Source organism: Litchfieldia alkalitelluris (assembly GCF_002019645.1).
GTDB classification, from domain to species: Bacteria; Bacillota; Bacilli; order Bacillales; family Bacillaceae_L; genus Litchfieldia; species Litchfieldia alkalitelluris.
Genome location: NZ_KV917374.1, coordinates 2824864 through 2841791, shown reverse-complemented (window position 1 = coordinate 2841791; position 16928 = coordinate 2824864). Strand labels below are relative to the sequence as shown.

Annotated in this window: 16 protein-coding genes; 3 read left to right on the top strand and 13 right to left on the bottom strand. The window is 34.3% G+C overall.

Annotated features, from left to right (window positions below):
• Window positions 1–17: 17 nt before the first annotated feature.
• Complete coding sequence (locus BK579_RS13155) at window positions 18–470, bottom strand: YppG family protein (protein WP_078546152.1); 453 nt, start codon at window positions 468–470, stop codon at window positions 18–20.
• A 324-nt stretch (window positions 471–794) separates the two neighbouring features.
• Between BK579_RS13155 and yppF the strand changes: the two genes are divergently transcribed.
• Window positions 795–998: a YppF family protein gene (gene yppF / locus BK579_RS13150; RefSeq protein ID WP_078546150.1), complete on the top strand. Its 204-nt coding sequence runs from the start codon at window positions 795–797 to the stop codon at window positions 996–998.
• An 81-nt stretch (window positions 999–1079) separates the two neighbouring features.
• Here the strand turns inward: yppF and BK579_RS13145 are convergent, their stop codons facing one another.
• From BK579_RS13145 to BK579_RS13135, 3 genes are all read right to left on the bottom strand, one after another.
• Entirely contained in the window at window positions 1080–1427 is a 348-nt protein-coding gene (locus BK579_RS13145; RefSeq protein ID WP_078546148.1) for a YppE family protein, read from the bottom strand.
• A 46-nt stretch (window positions 1428–1473) separates the two neighbouring features.
• Window positions 1474–1731, bottom strand: a complete 258-nt coding sequence (locus BK579_RS13140; RefSeq protein WP_078546146.1) for a hypothetical protein — start codon at window positions 1729–1731, stop codon at window positions 1474–1476.
• Window positions 1732–2178: 447 nt separating this feature from the next.
• Window positions 2179–3198, bottom strand: coding sequence for a DUF2515 family protein (locus BK579_RS13135; protein ID WP_235848420.1), 1020 nt, complete (start codon window positions 3196–3198; stop codon window positions 2179–2181).
• Window positions 3199–3556: 358 nt separating this feature from the next.
• On the opposite strand from BK579_RS13135, the gene recU reads away from it, so the two are divergent.
• Both recU and BK579_RS13125 read left to right on the top strand, forming a co-directional pair.
• Window positions 3557–4156, top strand: coding sequence for a Holliday junction resolvase RecU (recU, locus tag BK579_RS13130; protein WP_078546144.1), 600 nt, complete (start codon window positions 3557–3559; stop codon window positions 4154–4156).
• Window positions 4157–4181: 25 nt separating this feature from the next.
• Window positions 4182–6758: a penicillin-binding protein 1A gene (locus tag BK579_RS13125; RefSeq protein WP_235848419.1), complete on the top strand. Its 2577-nt coding sequence runs from the start codon at window positions 4182–4184 to the stop codon at window positions 6756–6758.
• A 50-nt stretch (window positions 6759–6808) separates the two neighbouring features.
• On the opposite strand, the gene BK579_RS13120 is transcribed toward BK579_RS13125, so the two are convergent.
• From BK579_RS13120 to dinG, 9 genes are all read right to left on the bottom strand, one after another.
• Complete coding sequence (locus BK579_RS13120) at window positions 6809–7360, bottom strand: YpoC family protein (RefSeq protein WP_078546142.1); 552 nt, start codon at window positions 7358–7360, stop codon at window positions 6809–6811.
• Window positions 7347–8012: an endonuclease III gene (gene nth / locus BK579_RS13115; RefSeq protein WP_078546140.1), complete on the bottom strand. Its 666-nt coding sequence runs from the start codon at window positions 8010–8012 to the stop codon at window positions 7347–7349. The genes BK579_RS13120 and nth overlap by 14 nt, the downstream gene beginning before the upstream one ends.
• Window positions 8013–8092: 80 nt before the next feature.
• Window positions 8093–8800, bottom strand: a complete 708-nt coding sequence (locus BK579_RS13110) for a DnaD domain-containing protein (protein ID WP_078546138.1) — start codon at window positions 8798–8800, stop codon at window positions 8093–8095.
• A 294-nt stretch (window positions 8801–9094) separates the two neighbouring features.
• Entirely contained in the window at window positions 9095–10387 is a 1293-nt protein-coding gene (asnS, locus tag BK579_RS13105; protein ID WP_078546136.1) for an asparagine--tRNA ligase, read from the bottom strand.
• A 416-nt stretch (window positions 10388–10803) separates the two neighbouring features.
• On the bottom strand, window positions 10804–11988 hold the full coding sequence (locus BK579_RS13100; protein WP_078546134.1) for a pyridoxal phosphate-dependent aminotransferase: 1185 nt from the start codon (window positions 11986–11988) through the stop codon (window positions 10804–10806).
• Window positions 11989–12008: 20 nt separating this feature from the next.
• Window positions 12009–12509 carry a cell wall elongation regulator TseB-like domain-containing protein gene (locus BK579_RS13095; protein ID WP_078546132.1) on the bottom strand — a complete coding sequence of 167 codons (501 nt, stop codon included), beginning with the start codon at window positions 12507–12509 and terminating at the stop codon, window positions 12009–12011.
• 7 nt (window positions 12510–12516) lie between these two features.
• Window positions 12517–12687 carry a YpmA family protein gene (locus BK579_RS13090; RefSeq protein ID WP_078546131.1) on the bottom strand — a complete coding sequence of 57 codons (171 nt, stop codon included), beginning with the start codon at window positions 12685–12687 and terminating at the stop codon, window positions 12517–12519.
• 292 nt (window positions 12688–12979) lie between these two features.
• Window positions 12980–13831 (bottom strand): ComEC/Rec2 family competence protein, encoded by an 852-nt coding sequence (locus BK579_RS13085; RefSeq protein WP_078546130.1) that lies wholly within the window; start codon window positions 13829–13831, stop codon window positions 12980–12982.
• A gap of 120 nt (window positions 13832–13951) precedes the next feature.
• Complete coding sequence (gene dinG, locus BK579_RS13080; RefSeq protein WP_078546129.1) at window positions 13952–16753, bottom strand: ATP-dependent DNA helicase DinG; 2802 nt, start codon at window positions 16751–16753, stop codon at window positions 13952–13954.
• Window positions 16754–16928: the final 175 nt, after the last annotated feature.

Sequence of the window (16928 nt, the reverse complement as noted above, 5' to 3'; positions counted from 1 at the left end):
ATAGCACTATCTTCATTTTAAGATTTAAATACTCCAGAAAATCCTTTTACTAATCCTGAAATCTGATTTACTGCCCCCATCATTTGGCCAGCTGTATCCATCATTTTATTATAATCATAGGTTCCATTTTCGTTTTTAAATTGCGACATAAAGGACTGAAAACCACCCGGAGACATCTGTGGTGGATAGTTCCCATTAATAGGATATGGTGTTTGATATTGCTGAAACATTTGATTTTGTTGTTCACTACCAGAATAATTAGTACCTCCTTGGACCTGTTGATTGAAATTTTGACTAGTGGCTCCAAATGGGTTATTCCCCATTTGTGGCTGTCCTACCATATTCATAGGAAACATCTGTGCATTTCCTTGCTGTTGATATGGATAAGACTGAAAGGGTTGCTGATAACGGGATAGCTGTCTAACAGAAGGTTGATAATAATTCTTTTGTCTAGGTTGATAAAAGTGCATAAACAACACACCTCCAGGTCAATATATATCATTAGAATATGCATTCACCCAGAAAAGGTGTATGAAAATCGCAGGGCACCCGCCTATCGGCAACCGGTCTAAGAGTAGTAGACCTTTTTTGCGGTAATTGGCTTTTTTGACCGAGCTGTTGGGCACAGAAACTAGGGCGCCAAAATTCCGTTGTAATTTTAAAGACTAAACTTGGCAGAAAGGAAAAGTTGCCGAGATATGTCACAATCTGTCGGAAGTTAAAATTTTTCAAAAACCGTAAAATTTAATAATTCATGGTACGATTTTAGTAAGACAAATAAGGGAGGTTTTATTATGCTTATCCAGGAATTACGTAATACCTTTATCGCAGTTAAAACTTACGAGCCAATGGACAATAATGAATTGTTGGATTTTGCACGACAGCAATACCTTAGTGGAAATCTTTCCATTTTGGACTACAGAAATGTCATTCGTCAATTAGAGAATGATGGAGCTAGTAAACCTCTCTACGCATTTGAAGATGTTGTTGAACTATAAGTTCAGCTTCCTAAGACCAAACTAATCAAAATAAAAGTCTGACTAATACACCCTGCTTAGGGGTACATTTAGTCAGACTTTTTATTTAATAATTTGATTTAAAACGTAATGAATTGATTGATAAGTGTCCTTAAATCTTTTAATCTTAGTATCGCGGTAAAAACAACTGATTGACAGAGATAGTAAATGATCATAGGTAGTCTCTATTTGCATAGTGTGTAAATATTTTGGTTTCTCCTTACCAACCCAATCCATGGCCTCTGCCTTCCAATCATCTGCCACTTTCTTCACTTTATCAGCAAATGGCTTAACATCATTAAAAAATTCATATTGAATTTGGTCATTTTCAATTAACTCAAATAAACGTTGATAAGAAATGTCACAATACTCTATTAACTGAGTTGTATAGTCTATAAGCTTTTTTTCCATATCTGCTTCACCTCTAGTTTCCTATGATAGCAGAAATGAATGTATTTTAATAACTTAATTTATAAATAAGCCTATTGGAGTTGTTTTTCCTTGCATAAATTTTTTCGTGCGTTGTTTCGTTTAAAACACCATCAATCTTTCGCAATTGATGTGACAACTCATTCATTTCTTGTAAATAGGATTCTGTTACGTGATTAATTGCCTCATTAGTATAAATCGATAATTGCTGCTCTATCTTAACTGTTACTCTTAATATACTATCAATTTCTTCAATAACATGATTTGTTGTAACAAGCGATTCCAAATCTAATCCCTCCCGTTTCAATAAGTTTATATACTTATTCTAGAAATTATTTGTACTCCCTTCACCATTGACAAAACTAGTTCTCATTCGTCAAAGAAAGTGAAAAAACGCTATTCACAGCGTGATTCGACAGTACTTTTCATATCTTTTTCATACATAGTTCAAAGGTGAACACCTAAATTATTTTTGAACAAAAGAAGTAAACACTGTATTGAAAATGACCTTTTTCAGAATGAAAAACGTTAGTATGTTTACACTATTTCTAGGAGGTGTTAATCAATGGCTAAGAAAGAAAACAAGAAAAAACAACCTAGACGTGAAGAAGAAACTGCACCAGGATATGGAGATAAAAAATTAGATGGGCCTAACCGTCCGTCAACTTAAATAAGATAATCAAGGCTAACCTTAAGGTTTAATTCCTTCGGGTTAGCTCTTTTCTTTTCCGACTTATTTTAATAATTGTTCAATAGCGATTCCAATATGAAGCTGTTTCTGCTTTTTTTCATACCATTCAGTAATCAGATATTGGTCTAATTTTGGCAAAGCAACTGGTTTGTACCATCTTTTTTTTGTATTTCTACCTGTAAACCAATCTGTTAGAGGTTCCTTAGCATGAGTGATCACGGGGTATATTAATCTCAGGTAAGGTGTACTTCTTGCTCTTGGTGGTTTGAGAAATTTTTCGTAATCATAGCGAGAGCCTGTATGTTCATTATCAGCAGAAAATTTATAAAAGTGAGCAAAATAATTGGGGTGAAATAACAATTCAGCTAACTTTGCTCCTAAATCTATTCTTCTTGATAACTCACTAAAATCATGTACTGAGAAACCATAGAGTTCGCCTTTCTTTGTAGGAAAGATAACAGAGCTAAAATGTAACCAGTCCTGCAATCTGTAAATTCCTGAAGTAAACACATTTTTTTTATAAAACGCATTTTCTATTACTGGTTTTTGGATAACATTTTGTTCATTTATTATTTGAGACATCATTAAACGTTTTTCAGCTTTTAAATCAAGAAATACTTCCCATTCCGTTTCTATAAAGACTGATACCGAAAAAGCTGATGCTAAGCCCATTAATGACTTACCAAGCTTTTTGGACCATTCATATAACAATAGTTGAGGATATGCATCTGAAAATATTAGCCAGTTTGCTCTCTCAAATGTCATAAATAACAGGTTCCGATAATCATCATTTAAAGCCTTAGATAACCAGTTACCTTCAAGGTCAGTCATATTCCATCCTGCGTTTCTAGATACCATACTTGCAAGAAATGACCAAGGTATTTCCTTATTTCGATTGTAGTATTGAAGATATGCTTTTGTTCTTGAGATATTATCCATATTAAATCTTTCAGTTTCTTGATTTATATGTTCTATTAACTCTAATTCGTTAGAGGAAAAAGTTTTTGCCCTTCGCCTCTTTTGAACAAATCTTAGATTTTTCTTAAAAAGCTTATCTCTCACATTCTCGCTCCTTCTCTTTTCATCTCTAACCTTATCTTGAACAAAAACATTTGATTCATGTATTCATCCTAAGAAACATCCTATATGTAACTTATCTAAAAGGGTTTCGTCTAATTAGTAGGCTCTTTTCTGAAAGATTGTTGCTATTAATGTAATTAAAATTAAATAACAGCATTTTTTCAGGATTTCATTTCCCGTCTAAGAAGAAATGTTGTCACTCTACTTAGTTCATAGTCAATGTAAAAGACCTTTTAAAGGAACAAAGTTTGCGAAAACATCCAATAGTAAAATGTAATTCCACCTATTACAGCTATTTTCTGCTATTATAGATAATAGGTTTTTTAGGAGGAGATATTTAATGAATTTTCGCTATCCAAATGGAAAAGTCTTTCAACCAAAGGAAAGTACCCATTCACCTTATGTAAAGAAACCATTGTATAGCAACCGAGGGATGACTTTAGAGGAAGACATTAATGAAACGAACCTATATTACTTAAACAATCAACTGGCTGTTATACATAAAAAACCAACTCCAGTGCAAATTGTTAATGTTAGTTACCCAAAAAGAAGTGCTGCAGTGATAAAAGAAGCTTATTTTAAACAAGCTTCGACCACTGACTATAATGGAATTTATAATGGTAAATATATTGACTTTGAAGCAAAAGAAACTAGAAATAAAACCTCATTCCCTTTACAGAATTTTCATGAACATCAAATAAACCATATGAGAGATGTTCTACAACAAAAGGGTATATGCTTTGTGTTATTAAGATTTTCAAGCACTAATGAAATCTTTTATCTTGATGCAAGTTTTCTTCTTTCCTATTGGAAAAGACATTTATCAGGAGGAAGAAGATCTATAAAAAAGGAAGAAATTGAACAAGAAGGTCATAAAATACCCCTTGGATATCACCCAAGAATTGACTATCTGAAAGTAATTGATAAACTATATTTTTAGAAGCTATTGAAAGGCAGGAAAGATGATGTCTGAAAAATATCGTAGCCGTGAAGAACGCAGAGTTGCTACAAATAAAAGTAAAAAACGAAAGAAAAGTAAAGCTGGGGTTGTAAAGAGAATTTTAATTGTCTTATTTGCAATTGGAATTATTGCCATGTTAGCTGGTGCAACTACATTTTATGTGATGGCCAAGGATGCCCCGCCATTAGATGAAGCACTATTAAAAGATCCTATTTCATCAAAAGTGTTAGATAAAAATGGAGATAAAATTTTTGAATTTGGTGTGGAAAAAAGGACCTATGTTTCAATTGATAAAATACCAGAAGATTTAAAAAATGCTGTAATCGCGATTGAAGATGCTAGATTCTATGAACATCATGGTTTGGATGTGATTCGTCTCTTCGGTGCAGTGATTGCAAACTTTCAAGAAGGCTTTGGAGCTGAAGGTGCTAGCACAATTTCACAACAAGTAATTAAGAATTCGTTTTTAAGTCCTGAAAAAAAATTAAAACGAAAAGCTCAAGAATTGTGGCTTGCTTTCCAACTTGAAAATAAATACTCTAAAGATCAAATCTTAGAAATGTACCTTAATAAAATTTACTACGGTGTTGGTAACACACATGGTGTTGCCAAGGCAGCTGAAATTTATTTCGGCAAAAGTCTATCTGAACTAGAGCTTCATGAAGCTGCTTTAATTGCTGGACTTGGGCAAAACCCAGGAATTCATAATCCGTTTACAAATCCTGAGGGTGCCGAAAATCGAAGAAATGTGGTCTTAAACCAAATGGTTAACCATGGATTTATCACAAGTGAACAAGCAGCTGAATCTAAATTAGTAGCAGTAGAAGATACAATTGTTGACTCACAGCCAGAAGCACAACCAATAGAAGCTTTCTTAGACCAAGTTAAAATAGAGATTGCGGAGCTTGGTGATATTGACGTTTATACAGCTGGGTTAACTATTCATACTTCCTTTGATCCAGATGCACAAGAATACATTGATGAACTATTAACATCAAACGAAACAGTTGTCTTTCCTAACGAGGAGCTTCAAGCTGGTATTGCCCTCACAGATACTAAAACGGGTGAAATTCTAGCTTTGGGAGGCGGACGCCACCAGTCTGAAACTAAACGTAGAAATTTTGCTCTTGAAGCAAATAATCAACCTGGTTCTACTATCAAACCAATTTTAGATTATGCCCCTGCTGTAGAATACCTAAATTGGTCAACCTACGAACAAATCGTAGACGAGCCTTATACGTATTCTGATGGTAAACCAATTAATAACTATGATAACAAACATAGAGGGCAAATATCGTTAAGAACTGCTATTGCTGATTCTCGTAACATCCCTGCATTGAAAGCATTACAAGCAGTTGGAGTAGAGAAAGCTCGTCAATTTGCAGTAAGTCTCGGAATTCCTTTTGATGAGCCTATAAATGAAGCCTACTCTATTGGTGGGACAAGTGAAGGTATTTCTCCGTTGCAAATGGCAGGAGCTTACGGGGCACTTGGAAATAAAGGGAATTATATAAAACCACATGCAGTTAAAAAAGTTGTATATCCTGATGACACCGAAGTAATCACTGCCCCTTCAGCTGAAGTAGCAATGAAGGATTCAACTGCATTCATTGTAACCGATGTGCTGAAATCAGTTATGGTTTCTGGAGGTACGGGAACTACTGCCAATGTCCCTGGACTTCATATCGCGGGAAAAACAGGTACAACCAACTATACACAAGAAGAAAAGCAGAATTACGGGGTACCGCCTGGAGGCGTTCCTGATGCCTGGTTTACTGGCTATACTCCAAACTATACAGTAGCAATTTGGACTGGATATAGTGATAACAAAAAATGGCTAAGTGGCAGAGACGGAGAAACTAAAATATCACAATATTTATTTAAGAATCTTATTACATTTTTAACAGAAGATGAGGAAAAACCTGATTATGAAGTCCCTAATAGTGTGGTAAGAGTTGCTGTTGAGCGTGGATCAAATCCAGCTAAACTTCCTAGTGAATATACACCAAAGGATCAAATTGTTACTGAATACTTTGTCAAGGGAACTGAACCTACTAGTCAATCTGATCGATATAATAAATTAGCGGTCCCTTCTAATTTGAATGTTGCATATGATCAAGAAACAAATCAGATTAGTTTAACGTGGTCATATCCAGAAGATAAGTTAGAAAATGTAAGTTTTGAAGTCAAAGAATCAATAGATGAAGGTCCATTTAAAGTCATTTCAACGTCAAAGGAATTGTCAGTTATTATAAATGAACCAATACCTGAAGCAATATATCGCTATCAAGTTATTGCAATTAGTGATGAAAATGAAGAAAACCGAAGTGAACCAGCCTCTACACAAATCGAAGTACCAGCAATACTTGAAGAAGTACCTGAACTCCCGCCTACAGATGGTGAAGATGAAGGTGACGATAGTGAAGGTGAAGGTGACGATAGTGAAGGTGATGACTCTGGGGATGCTGAAGATTCAGGCGATGGTGATAGTAACGGGGATGGATTACCAGATATAATAGCACCACCAGGTGATGAAGATACTACTGGTGAAGGCAGTGATAATCAAGGGTCCAACGAATAGTGAACGTTAAAAAGGTATCAGAATTATTCTGATACCTTTTTTGTATTCCTTTATTGTTGATCGATGTTCTGATATTTTAATACGGCATTTTGCTTATAAAAATACTTTTTTCCCTCTTCAAAGAGCTGAGAAACTTGAATGTATGCATGATATGAATCAGGTCGTGATAATATAAATGCCATTCTTTCCTCTATATTTATTGGTGTATATTCCAATTTTAACATGTCACTAACAATATTCTGCAAGCCAGGTACAGCTTGTTCGTTCACCCAATATAAAAATTGGATATAAAGACTAATTGACTGAAGCATAGGTCCTCTTGTTTCGTTCCGCACCCTACGTTTAAACAAATTTGAAAGCATGTCACTTGTTTCAGACCAACTTTCTAGTAAGATAGGAATCATTTGATTTCTATCTTCCCATGGCTTAGGAAACTTGTCACCAACCTCTTCAAGTATATCAAAAATAAAAGGAAATTCCTTAAGTAGCCTCTTAATTTGTTGCTCCTTCAGTTCACAATCTAGACTTATTATTGATTGTTTATCATAGTATAAAGAGTGATAAAATGAACTAGGAACAGCAAACTTTTCATTGGGCTTCAACAATATCTCTTCCCTTCATCCTTTTCTTCCCTTCTCGACATATATCCAGCAATGGACAAATCCGACATTGAGGATTTTGCGCTTTACAATGGTATCTACCAAAGAAAATCATTCGATGGTGAGTTACTGACCATTCATCTTCGGGAATTTTCCTCATTAGTGTCTTTTCAACCTCAAGAACCGAATCCTTCCAACGACAAAAAGCTAATCTCTTACTTACTCTTTCAACATGTGTATCTACTGCTATTGCTGGTATGTCAAAAGCAACAGAAACAACTACATTAGCTGTTTTTCTACCAACACCCGGAAGTTTTGTAAGTTCATCTCTGTCCATTGGTAGTAATCCAGCATATTCGTCAATAAGCATTTGACACAGTTTTTTTATATTCTTTGCTTTATTCCTAAATAAGCCAATTGAGCGTATATCCTGCTGCAATTCTTCGAGTGAAACAGCAAGGTAGTCCTCAGGCGTTTTATATTTTTGAAAAAGAGATTTTGTGACCTTATTTACTAATGCATCTGTACATTGAGCTGATAATGAAACCGCAATAACAAGTTCAAATGGATTACTATGAACTAACTCACAATGTGCGTCTGGGTACATTTCACCCATTTTATCTAAACAAAGTCTAATTTGAGATTTATTTAACATATGATCACCTTTATATTGTTTCTTTTAATTGAAATTTTTTCGTTTTTTGTCAGTTGGGCAAATTAGGTGACAAAGACTAATTATGTTTCTAACCAATTATAAAATGGGATTGTACGTTTATATTCACCTGATTGATCGTTAGGTTGTTTTGATTTTTGTTGATGCTGACGGAATTTTTGAGAATGCTTTTGAGCTTGGTCGATTGTTTTTATACCGTTCTTCTTCCATTCGAATAAAATACGGTCAATATACCTGAAGTTTATTTTTCCCGACATCACCGCTTCACGAAGAGCCCCTTTAATAATGACAGGATCGTGATGGTCTTGATCTAACCACATTGCAAGTGTTTCACATTCGAAAGGAGAAAGTGGGCGTCCAAATTCATTTTCGAAGATAGAATATAAATCAGCTTCTTCATTTCTTAGAGTTATTTCTTCTTTTCTTTGGTCTTCAAATAATAACATTTGGACTATTTTATCCCAGAGTGGGTTTAAGGAATACTTTTCATAAAATAAACCATGTTCGTCTCGTTCCTCAATGATTTCTAAGAAACCCCTTTGGATAAGTCTTCTTAAAAGATCTGAACATTTTGTATCAGAAAAAGTCATTCTATTTGATAATTCAGTGGGAGTTGGGAAGGAGTTTCCACCTTGAAGAGAAGCCATTATTTGTAAGATGAGCATAAAATCATCTTCATTGAGTCCTAATGCTTTATAATTAACAATTAACAATTTCGGAATTGATACGTTTCCTTCTTTAAACCATTCGACTAGTTTTTCTTTATTCATTTAATTAACACCTCATAACCAAGTATAACATGAAAAACTTAGACAGATAAGAAAGAATAATTGGCATTGACTTATGATTTTCTAGACGTCTATTTCTGTAAAAGACGCCTTTAAACAAACGAGTGTTTTATTGCTATTTGTGTTTTTGGGTCTATTAAGATTCAATTGTTAAAATTACGTATTTGAATTATCTAAGACATTTTCCACAATAAATCTTTTCGGAAAAAAACTTTACGCTTAGAAAGACAAAAGCTTGTAAAGAAAGAATTTTCTCTACAAGCTTTTAGTTGTTTCTTATGGGTATAAGCGGTTTAATAGACGTGGGAATGGAATAGTTTCTCTTACATGCTCGACTCCACTTATCCAGGCTACTGTTCTTTCAAGTCCTAAACCAAATCCAGAATGTGGTACAGAACCATACTGTCGCAATTCTTCATACCATTTATAAGCTTCTGTTGTTAAGCCGTGTTCTTGCAAACGTTGCTTAAGAAGTTCATGGTCATGAATACGTTCAGACCCTCCAATAATTTCACCATATCCTTCTGGTGCAATCAGGTCTGCACATAACACCACATCATCACGGTCAGGCGCTGGCTGCATATAAAACGGCTTTATACCCGTTGGATAATGCGTAATGAATACTGGTTTATCATAACTCTCAGCAATCGCAGTTTCATGTGGAGCTCCAAAGTCATCTCCCCATGTGATATCTGTAAAGCCTTTATCGTGTAAAAACTTAATTGCATCGTCATATGAAATACGTGGGAAAGGAGCTACAATTTTTTCGAGTTTTTCTGTATCCCTTCCAAGGGTATGCAATTCAAGAGAACAATTTTTCAGAACTGATTGAACGATATATGAAACATAATCTTCTTGTACTTTTAGGTTATCTTCAAACTCATAAAATGCCATTTCAGGCTCAATCATCCAAAACTCAATTAAGTGACGTCTCGTTTTTGATTTTTCTGCACGGAAAGTTGGCCCAAAAGAAAATACCTTACCTAAAGCCATAGCAGCTGCCTCCATATAGAGTTGTCCACTTTGAGATAGATATGCATCCTCATCAAAGTATTTTGTAGCAAATAGCTCTGACGTTCCTTCTGGGGCACTTCCTGTTAAAATAGGTGGATCCACCTTTGTAAATCCATTTTCATTAAAGAATTCATAAGTTGCCCTAATAATTTCATTTCTAATTTTCATCACTGCATGCTGTCTCTTCGAGCGTAGCCATAAATGACGATTATCCATTAAAAACTCTGTTCCATGTTCTTTTGGTGTAATAGGATAATCTACAGATTCGTGAATTACTTCGATATTAGTGATTGCTAATTCGTACCCAAATGGTGACCTTTCGTCTGTTTTAACAGTACCTGTAACATATAAAGATGTTTCTTGGGTAGTTGATTTAGCCTTTGTAAATACTTCCTCAGCTACTTCTGCTTTTACAACTACTCCTTGAATAAAGCCTGTCCCATCTCTGAGTTGTAAAAACGCAATTTTACCACTTGATCTTTTATTAGCTAACCATGCTCCGATTGTTACCTCTTGTTCAACATATTTATGTACCTCTGAAATCGTTGTTTTCAATCTGTTTCCCTCCAAAAAGCAAAAATGACAAATTATTTATGTATAGCTTTTTATTCCTTATACAACAACATATTATACCTTTGTAGACAGGTGTAAGCAAATAAAAAAATAAAAAGAGCAAACCATTGGATACGTAAGATATTGTATTCCAGTGATTTGCTTTACCTTATTTAAAATTTTAAGTAACAGACTACTTAGTGGAGAGTTCTATTCCCTCTGATTCACTCGCTTGCCACGTACTGGTCCGGGAACCTCCTCGTCGCAAAGTTCAGTGGTTTTCCCGGGGCGGCTATATCCCTGAGTAATCGAGTGAATTCTCCTCCAATTCCACATTGAGTGACCATCAATAAATAATTTCTATAATGCATAGGTCAACATGGATTTAGTCGTATTCGTTATCTTATTTTAAAATTTGCCTATCTTTGATTTTCCTTAACGAACTGCTCGATTCGCTTTAGGGCTTCTTCAAGTGCTTCCAATGAAGTAGCATATGAAAGCCTAATATTTTCAGGTGCTCCAAACCCAGACCCAGGTACAACTGCCACTTTTACATCTTCTAATAAACCCTTTGCGAAATCATCAACGTTGTTAAATCCAGTGTTATAAGCAGCTTCTTTTACATTCGGAAAAAGGTAAAATGCGCCTTGTGGTTTTATACACGAAAATCCTGGAATTGCGATTAGTTTTTCAAATATAATATCTAATCTCTCTTCAAATGCCTGCCTCATCTCTTCAACTGGATCCTGAGTTCCATGATAAGCGGCAATTGAGCCATATTGAGCTATAGAGGTAGGATTAGAAGTGCTGTGACTTGCTAAGTTTGTCATCGCTGTAATTATCTCCTTATTACCGGCTGCATATCCTATTCTCCAACCAGTCATTGAATGAGATTTTGATACTCCATTAATGATGATTGTTTGCTCTTTAAGTTTCGGAGAGAGTTGAGCAATTGAGACGTGCTTGTGTCCTGCATATATTAATTTTTCATAAATTTCATCTGATACAATTAAAATATCATGCTTTAAACAAACTTCTCCGAGTGCTTGTAGTTCATTTTCTGTGTATAGCATTCCAGTTGGGTTACTTGGTGAATTAAGTATTACTGCTTTTGTACGAGAAGTAATCCCCTTTTCGAGTTCAGCTGGAGTAATCTTAAATTCGTTTGACTCTCTACCCTCGACATAAACAGGAATGCCTCCCGCTAGCTTAACTTGTTCAGGATAGCTTACCCAATAAGGAGTAGGTATAATAACCTCATCCTCATCGTCCAAGATAACTTGGAACAAGGTATAAAGGGCATGTTTTGCTCCAGAACAAACAATGATTTCTGAAGGCTTATATGTAATTTCTTGGTCTTTTTTAAATTTTTCTATAATTTCTTTTTTCAATGAAGCTAGTCCTGCTGTAGGAGTATATTTTGTATGACCTTCATTCATGGCTTCAATTGCAGCATCAATGATATGTTGTGGTGTATTAAAGTCTGGTTCTCCAGCTCCAAGACCAATTACATCGTGACCAGCTGCTTTTAATTCTTGGGCTTTTGCTGTAATCTCTAGTGTCGTTGATGGTGTTAATGCCGATACTCTTTTTGCTAATTTCATTTTCGCGCTCCCCCTGAATTTTAAGGTTTAATGATTTTCCAATAATCACCTGTTGAAAAGAAACTTCTATAATAAGTTATCCGATCATTCTCATCAAGATAAATTATTTCCCAAATTGGTCTGTCTTTACTTGTTTTCGCATCCCATTCCATCCCTAATTTAATTGACCAAACTTCTTTTGGATGTAATTCAGGGTTGCTTAATAAGATATCTAATGCTTCCTCTTTCGTTACACCTTCGGAAGCATTACGCTTGATCATATCTTTTTTTTCATTAGTAGGGACCCACACGATTACTTCATCGCCATTGGAATCAATACCAGTTACAATTTGATATTCTTCGGTACCATAATAGGTCGTTGCTTCAACTATGGACTCTAAAATGCCATCCTCTTGAACTTTTAAGATTGCTTTTTCTTGCTCCGAAAATTTAACATTAACTGTTGCTTGATAAATCGAGATAAACCCCCACCCAACAAGCAGGAATATAAAAATGCTAACAAAAATAATCCACTTTTTCATATGACAATTATGTACGATAAATGGTGAAAATCGCTATATTTTGATCTTTATTATCCAGAGCCAGACCGAACATTAAATCTTGGTGTTTTAATGTTCTATTTAAATTATCCACAATCTTATAGAGATCTGGAGAATGTTGAATTTTTATTGTAGATAATATTTCAATTTTACTTTCCACAACATTTCCTCCCGTATGTATCACAAATTTTTCTACTTATAGCGAGTTCATATCAAGGTAATAATATAATTACTACAACAAATAGTTGAAGTAATTCTTTAACCATTATAACAGGTGAACACACCTTTACGTTAATAAATTTTCGCAAAATTAAACTCCTATACCCACACTCTTTACCTGTCTATGACAGGTTTTTTTGTTTTCTCATTTTTCTACTTAAATCCTATGGTTGAAACACCAACCGAACTCCATTAGAGAAGTCCGGTTATTATCCATTAAATTCTTTCTATAATTAGATTTGATTAGCACTTTCAACCGAAAGGGTTATTATGTCATAATCTTCTTCATCACATTTGATTGTAATGTTACCAAACTGTCTCGTGTGATAAATGTCAATCCAAGTTTCCTGAAGTCGCTCAATGACATCTTGACTTACATTTAAACCTCTTTTTTGAAAAATAACAGCTACTTGTGGATCAATATGTTCTAAGAATTTTTGAGATGTTCCAGTATTACTTGCAAATTCAGGCACTTTAATTATATTTACCGATGAAAGATCTCTTTTTAAAATGATATTTTTTTCTAATTCGGTATTTGAACTTGTCATATAAAGTAATTCGTGTTTACCAAAGCTTAAAAGTAAATCCATACCTAAACTCCCTGAAGCATCTTCATTTTCTTGAATGACCTCAACAGTTAATCCGGGTAGAAGTTCTAATTTATCACCGCTTTTCCATGTAATTAGATTGTTTGTTGTTCTAATTTTGGAATCCGTTAGATGCTCACCCACAATTGTTTTTCCGATCAAGTAATTTTTTGATAAATATTCAATGTTTGCTTTATACTCATTATCATTTTTTGTCAGTATAACCGAGTGAAACGAGTTAATATCGTAGAGTGTCAGCAATTCCTTTAATTCGCCTTCTGTTTTGGGACCACCTGTATTAATTAATATGTTGTCACCTCTACTATTTTGAATTAAGGTTGCTTCCCCACTACTAAGACTTAAAAATGTAAATGCCAGTTGATCTTCTTTAATCTTCAAATTAACTTTTTCAATATCGGTAGGTATATCGTTACTTGTTAATCCACTAAGGAAAAGACTAGAAATGAAAGTAACCATAACTAATACAAATCTCTTCAAACCAATTTCCTCCAAAATGAAACGCGTGTTTTTTCATGGTGTTATAATTTGAATTCATAAAATTTTTGGGAACGAGTTTCTTCTTAAGAAGTTCTACCATTATGTTTACCCACTAACTCTTTATGATAACCAGTTATCCATTTTATTTAACAAATTCTCTAAATGATCTTCAATAACAGGGACCTCAGGAATCGCTTGTAAAAATTTTGTTCCATAGCTTGTCTTTGATATTCTTCTGTCCATAACAAACACAATACCTTTGTCACTTTTCGTTCTTATAAGTCTTCCAAATCCTTGCTTAAATCGAATGATTGCATCGGGTAATGCTAATTCAGTAAACGGATTTAAACCTTTGGCTTTGTATAATTCAGTCTTCGCTTTATAGATTGGATCACTTGGGTTTGCGAATGGTAATCTTACAATAATTACTGTAGATAATTGTTCACCTGCAATATCAATACCTTCCCAAAAGCTACTTGTACCCAGAAGGATCGATTTATTAAATGCTTTAAAGTTTTTCGTGAGTTTCGCTTTACTTCCACCACTAATACCTTGGGCAATTAGGATATATTCATTTAATTTGGACGAATTTTTCAGCTGAATATATACTTTTCTTAGCATATTGTTGGATGTAAATAAAACAAGCATTCTCCCCTTAGTAATTTGAGCAATTTCAATAAGTTGTCTAGCTAGTTCCTCTACAAAAGTTTGTTCATCTTTTTCATTTATATCAGGTAAGTCGTTTGGCAACATGATCACCGCTTGTTGTGATAAGTCAAAAGGTGAAGAAACACGTAAAGTTGGCGGTTGAAAATCATTTAAACCAAGCTTATTGATTGTATAATTAAAAGATTCTCGAACAGTTAATGTTGCAGAGGTTAATAAGACACTTTTCTTAAATGCAAAAAGTTTATCTGCCAACATATCTGACACATCAACTGGTTGACAATAAATTGAGGTTGCGTTTTTTGCACCTTTCCGATCAATCTCAATCCAAGAAACTGCATTTGACTGTTCTTCTGTTAATAAGGACTTGAGTAGATTAATTATTTTTTCAAGTTTTAGAACCAAATAGTAATAATCCATAAAAGTCCCATACTGAAATGGTGTAATCATATGTGAATTACTTTCAATAAGTTTCATTTGTCTTTTTGCAACCATTATATATATTTTTTTCTGATGGTTAACTTGTTCAATTAAATCAATCACCATGTCCCAATATACATTATTTTCTAGATGTGGTTGAAAACTATAGCTTATTTTATTCGGATCCTCACCAGATTTATCATCAGATATCTCAAGGACGTAGGTGCGCATCATCACAAATAAATCATCTAATAGATGTTTTATATCCTTGGTGATCCTTTCTATTTCCATAAAATCAGATTTCCCTTGACCAATAGCAGTAAATATTTTCGAACTTTTTGAAAGTAACTGATTATTATCAAGTGTGCCTAACTGAGTAATGATCGTATGAATTTGAAGATAATGAATTTTATGACCAAGATGTTTACTAGCAATTTGATCCATTTGATGCGCCTCATCAATCACAAGATAATCATAAGACGGAATTAGCTCTTTCTCATTTATTAAATCTGAAAAAAGAAGTGCATGATTTGTTATAATCAAGTTGCACTGAGATGCCTTTTGTCTTGCTCGCTTATAAAAACACCGATCTTCCCATGGATCTTCTTTCAATTCAATACTTGTTGAATCAACGTTTACTGTGTTCCAATAAATCTGTCCACCTGATGGTAAATTTATTTCCTCCACATCTCCTGTTGTAGTCTCTGTAAGCCATACTAGGATTTGTGACTTAGTTAAGGTTGTATCATAATTATCATCTAGTTCATATAAAGATTGTTCGAATTTCCTCAAAGATAGATAATGGCTTCTTCCTTTAAGTAATGAAAATGTAACCTCAAAAGGAAGCGTCTCGCAAATCATTGGTAAGTCATGGTCTACTAGCTGCTGTTGAAGCTGAATAGTATGTGTGCTAATAACAACTTGCTTTCCATTTTTCTTGGCATTAAAGATACTAGGAATTAAGTATGCAAACGTTTTACCACTCCCAGTACCACCCTCTAAAAGGCCATGTTGTTTTGTTTCCTGAATATCGTAAACAAAGTCCATCATCTTCATTTGTTCGGGTCGATATTCATAATGGTTATTTTTTAGTTCTTTTTTAATTAATCCTTTTTTAAATTGATTATAATCAATATCTTCCCCTCTACTATACTGGAGTGGTGTTTGTTTCTTCAGTGCTATCCCCCGGAAGGTATCGTATGTAACATCATCATTACTTATCTTGCTTTGCTTTTCCTGTATTTGTTCAATTAATATATCTTGGACATCACTTTTATACCCTTTTGAGAGGGTTAACAATTTTTGGGTTGTTACAATTGGTAAGAGAGCTAACTTATCTAAAATTTTTAATAAGAGCTCCGCAGTTACCTCTGCATCACTATCTGCACGATGAGGTTGAAGATGACTTAATGAAAAATTCTCAGCTAAATGACCCAATTTATAGCTCTCGACCCCAGGAAGTAATATTCTTGAGAGCTCCACCGTATCGATCGTTGGCCCACTAAATCTTGGGAACCCATTGTGCTCGAGCTCAGCTTGAAGAAAAGATAAATCAAATGGTACATTGTGTGCTACAAAATACGAATTTTCAAGCATCGAAACAATTTCCGGTGCTATCAGCTTAAAATCAGGTGCGTGTTGAACATTATTAGTTGAAATACCTGTCAATTGCTCTATAAAAGGGGGAATTGGACGATTTGGATTAATAAAACTAGAAAACTTTTCACATATCTCTCCATTTTCAATAACAACAGCAGCAATTTGTATAATGCGGTCACCTTTTTTAGGAGCATTACCTGTTGTTTCTAAATCAACGACTACAAATCTTTTATTCATTGTACTTCACCTCAATCCATCCCACATTATCACTCGTTTATTTTAGGTTATGTAATAATCTATTTATTTTTTCATATAAGCTGTTTCGTGAATGCAGAAAGGCAGTCTTATCTCCAAAGTTTCTTCTTATAATCAAGAAAAATCTCTTCTGTTTTCTAAAAAGCATCTGTCATAT

What these genes read in the sequence shown, in the direction of transcription:
- BK579_RS13155 (WP_078546152.1), bottom strand. Translation starts at nt 470, where the DNA reads ATGCACTTTTATCAACCTAGACAAAAGAATTATTATCAACCTTCTGTT.
- yppF (WP_078546150.1), top strand. Translation starts at nt 795, where the DNA reads ATGCTTATCCAGGAATTACGTAATACCTTTATCGCAGTTAAAACTTAC.
- BK579_RS13145 (WP_078546148.1), bottom strand. Translation starts at nt 1,427, where the DNA reads ATGGAAAAAAAGCTTATAGACTATACAACTCAGTTAATAGAGTATTGT.
- recU (WP_078546144.1), top strand. Translation starts at nt 3,557, where the DNA reads ATGAATTTTCGCTATCCAAATGGAAAAGTCTTTCAACCAAAGGAAAGT.
- BK579_RS13125 (WP_235848419.1), top strand. Translation starts at nt 4,182, where the DNA reads ATGTCTGAAAAATATCGTAGCCGTGAAGAACGCAGAGTTGCTACAAAT.
- nth (WP_078546140.1), bottom strand. Translation starts at nt 8,012, where the DNA reads ATGTTAAATAAATCTCAAATTAGACTTTGTTTAGATAAAATGGGTGAA.
- BK579_RS13110 (WP_078546138.1), bottom strand. Translation starts at nt 8,800, where the DNA reads ATGAATAAAGAAAAACTAGTCGAATGGTTTAAAGAAGGAAACGTATCA.
- BK579_RS13100 (WP_078546134.1), bottom strand. Translation starts at nt 11,988, where the DNA reads ATGAAATTAGCAAAAAGAGTATCGGCATTAACACCATCAACGACACTA.
- BK579_RS13095 (WP_078546132.1), bottom strand. Translation starts at nt 12,509, where the DNA reads ATGAAAAAGTGGATTATTTTTGTTAGCATTTTTATATTCCTGCTTGTT.
- dinG (WP_078546129.1), bottom strand. Translation starts at nt 16,753, where the DNA reads ATGAATAAAAGATTTGTAGTCGTTGATTTAGAAACAACAGGTAATGCT.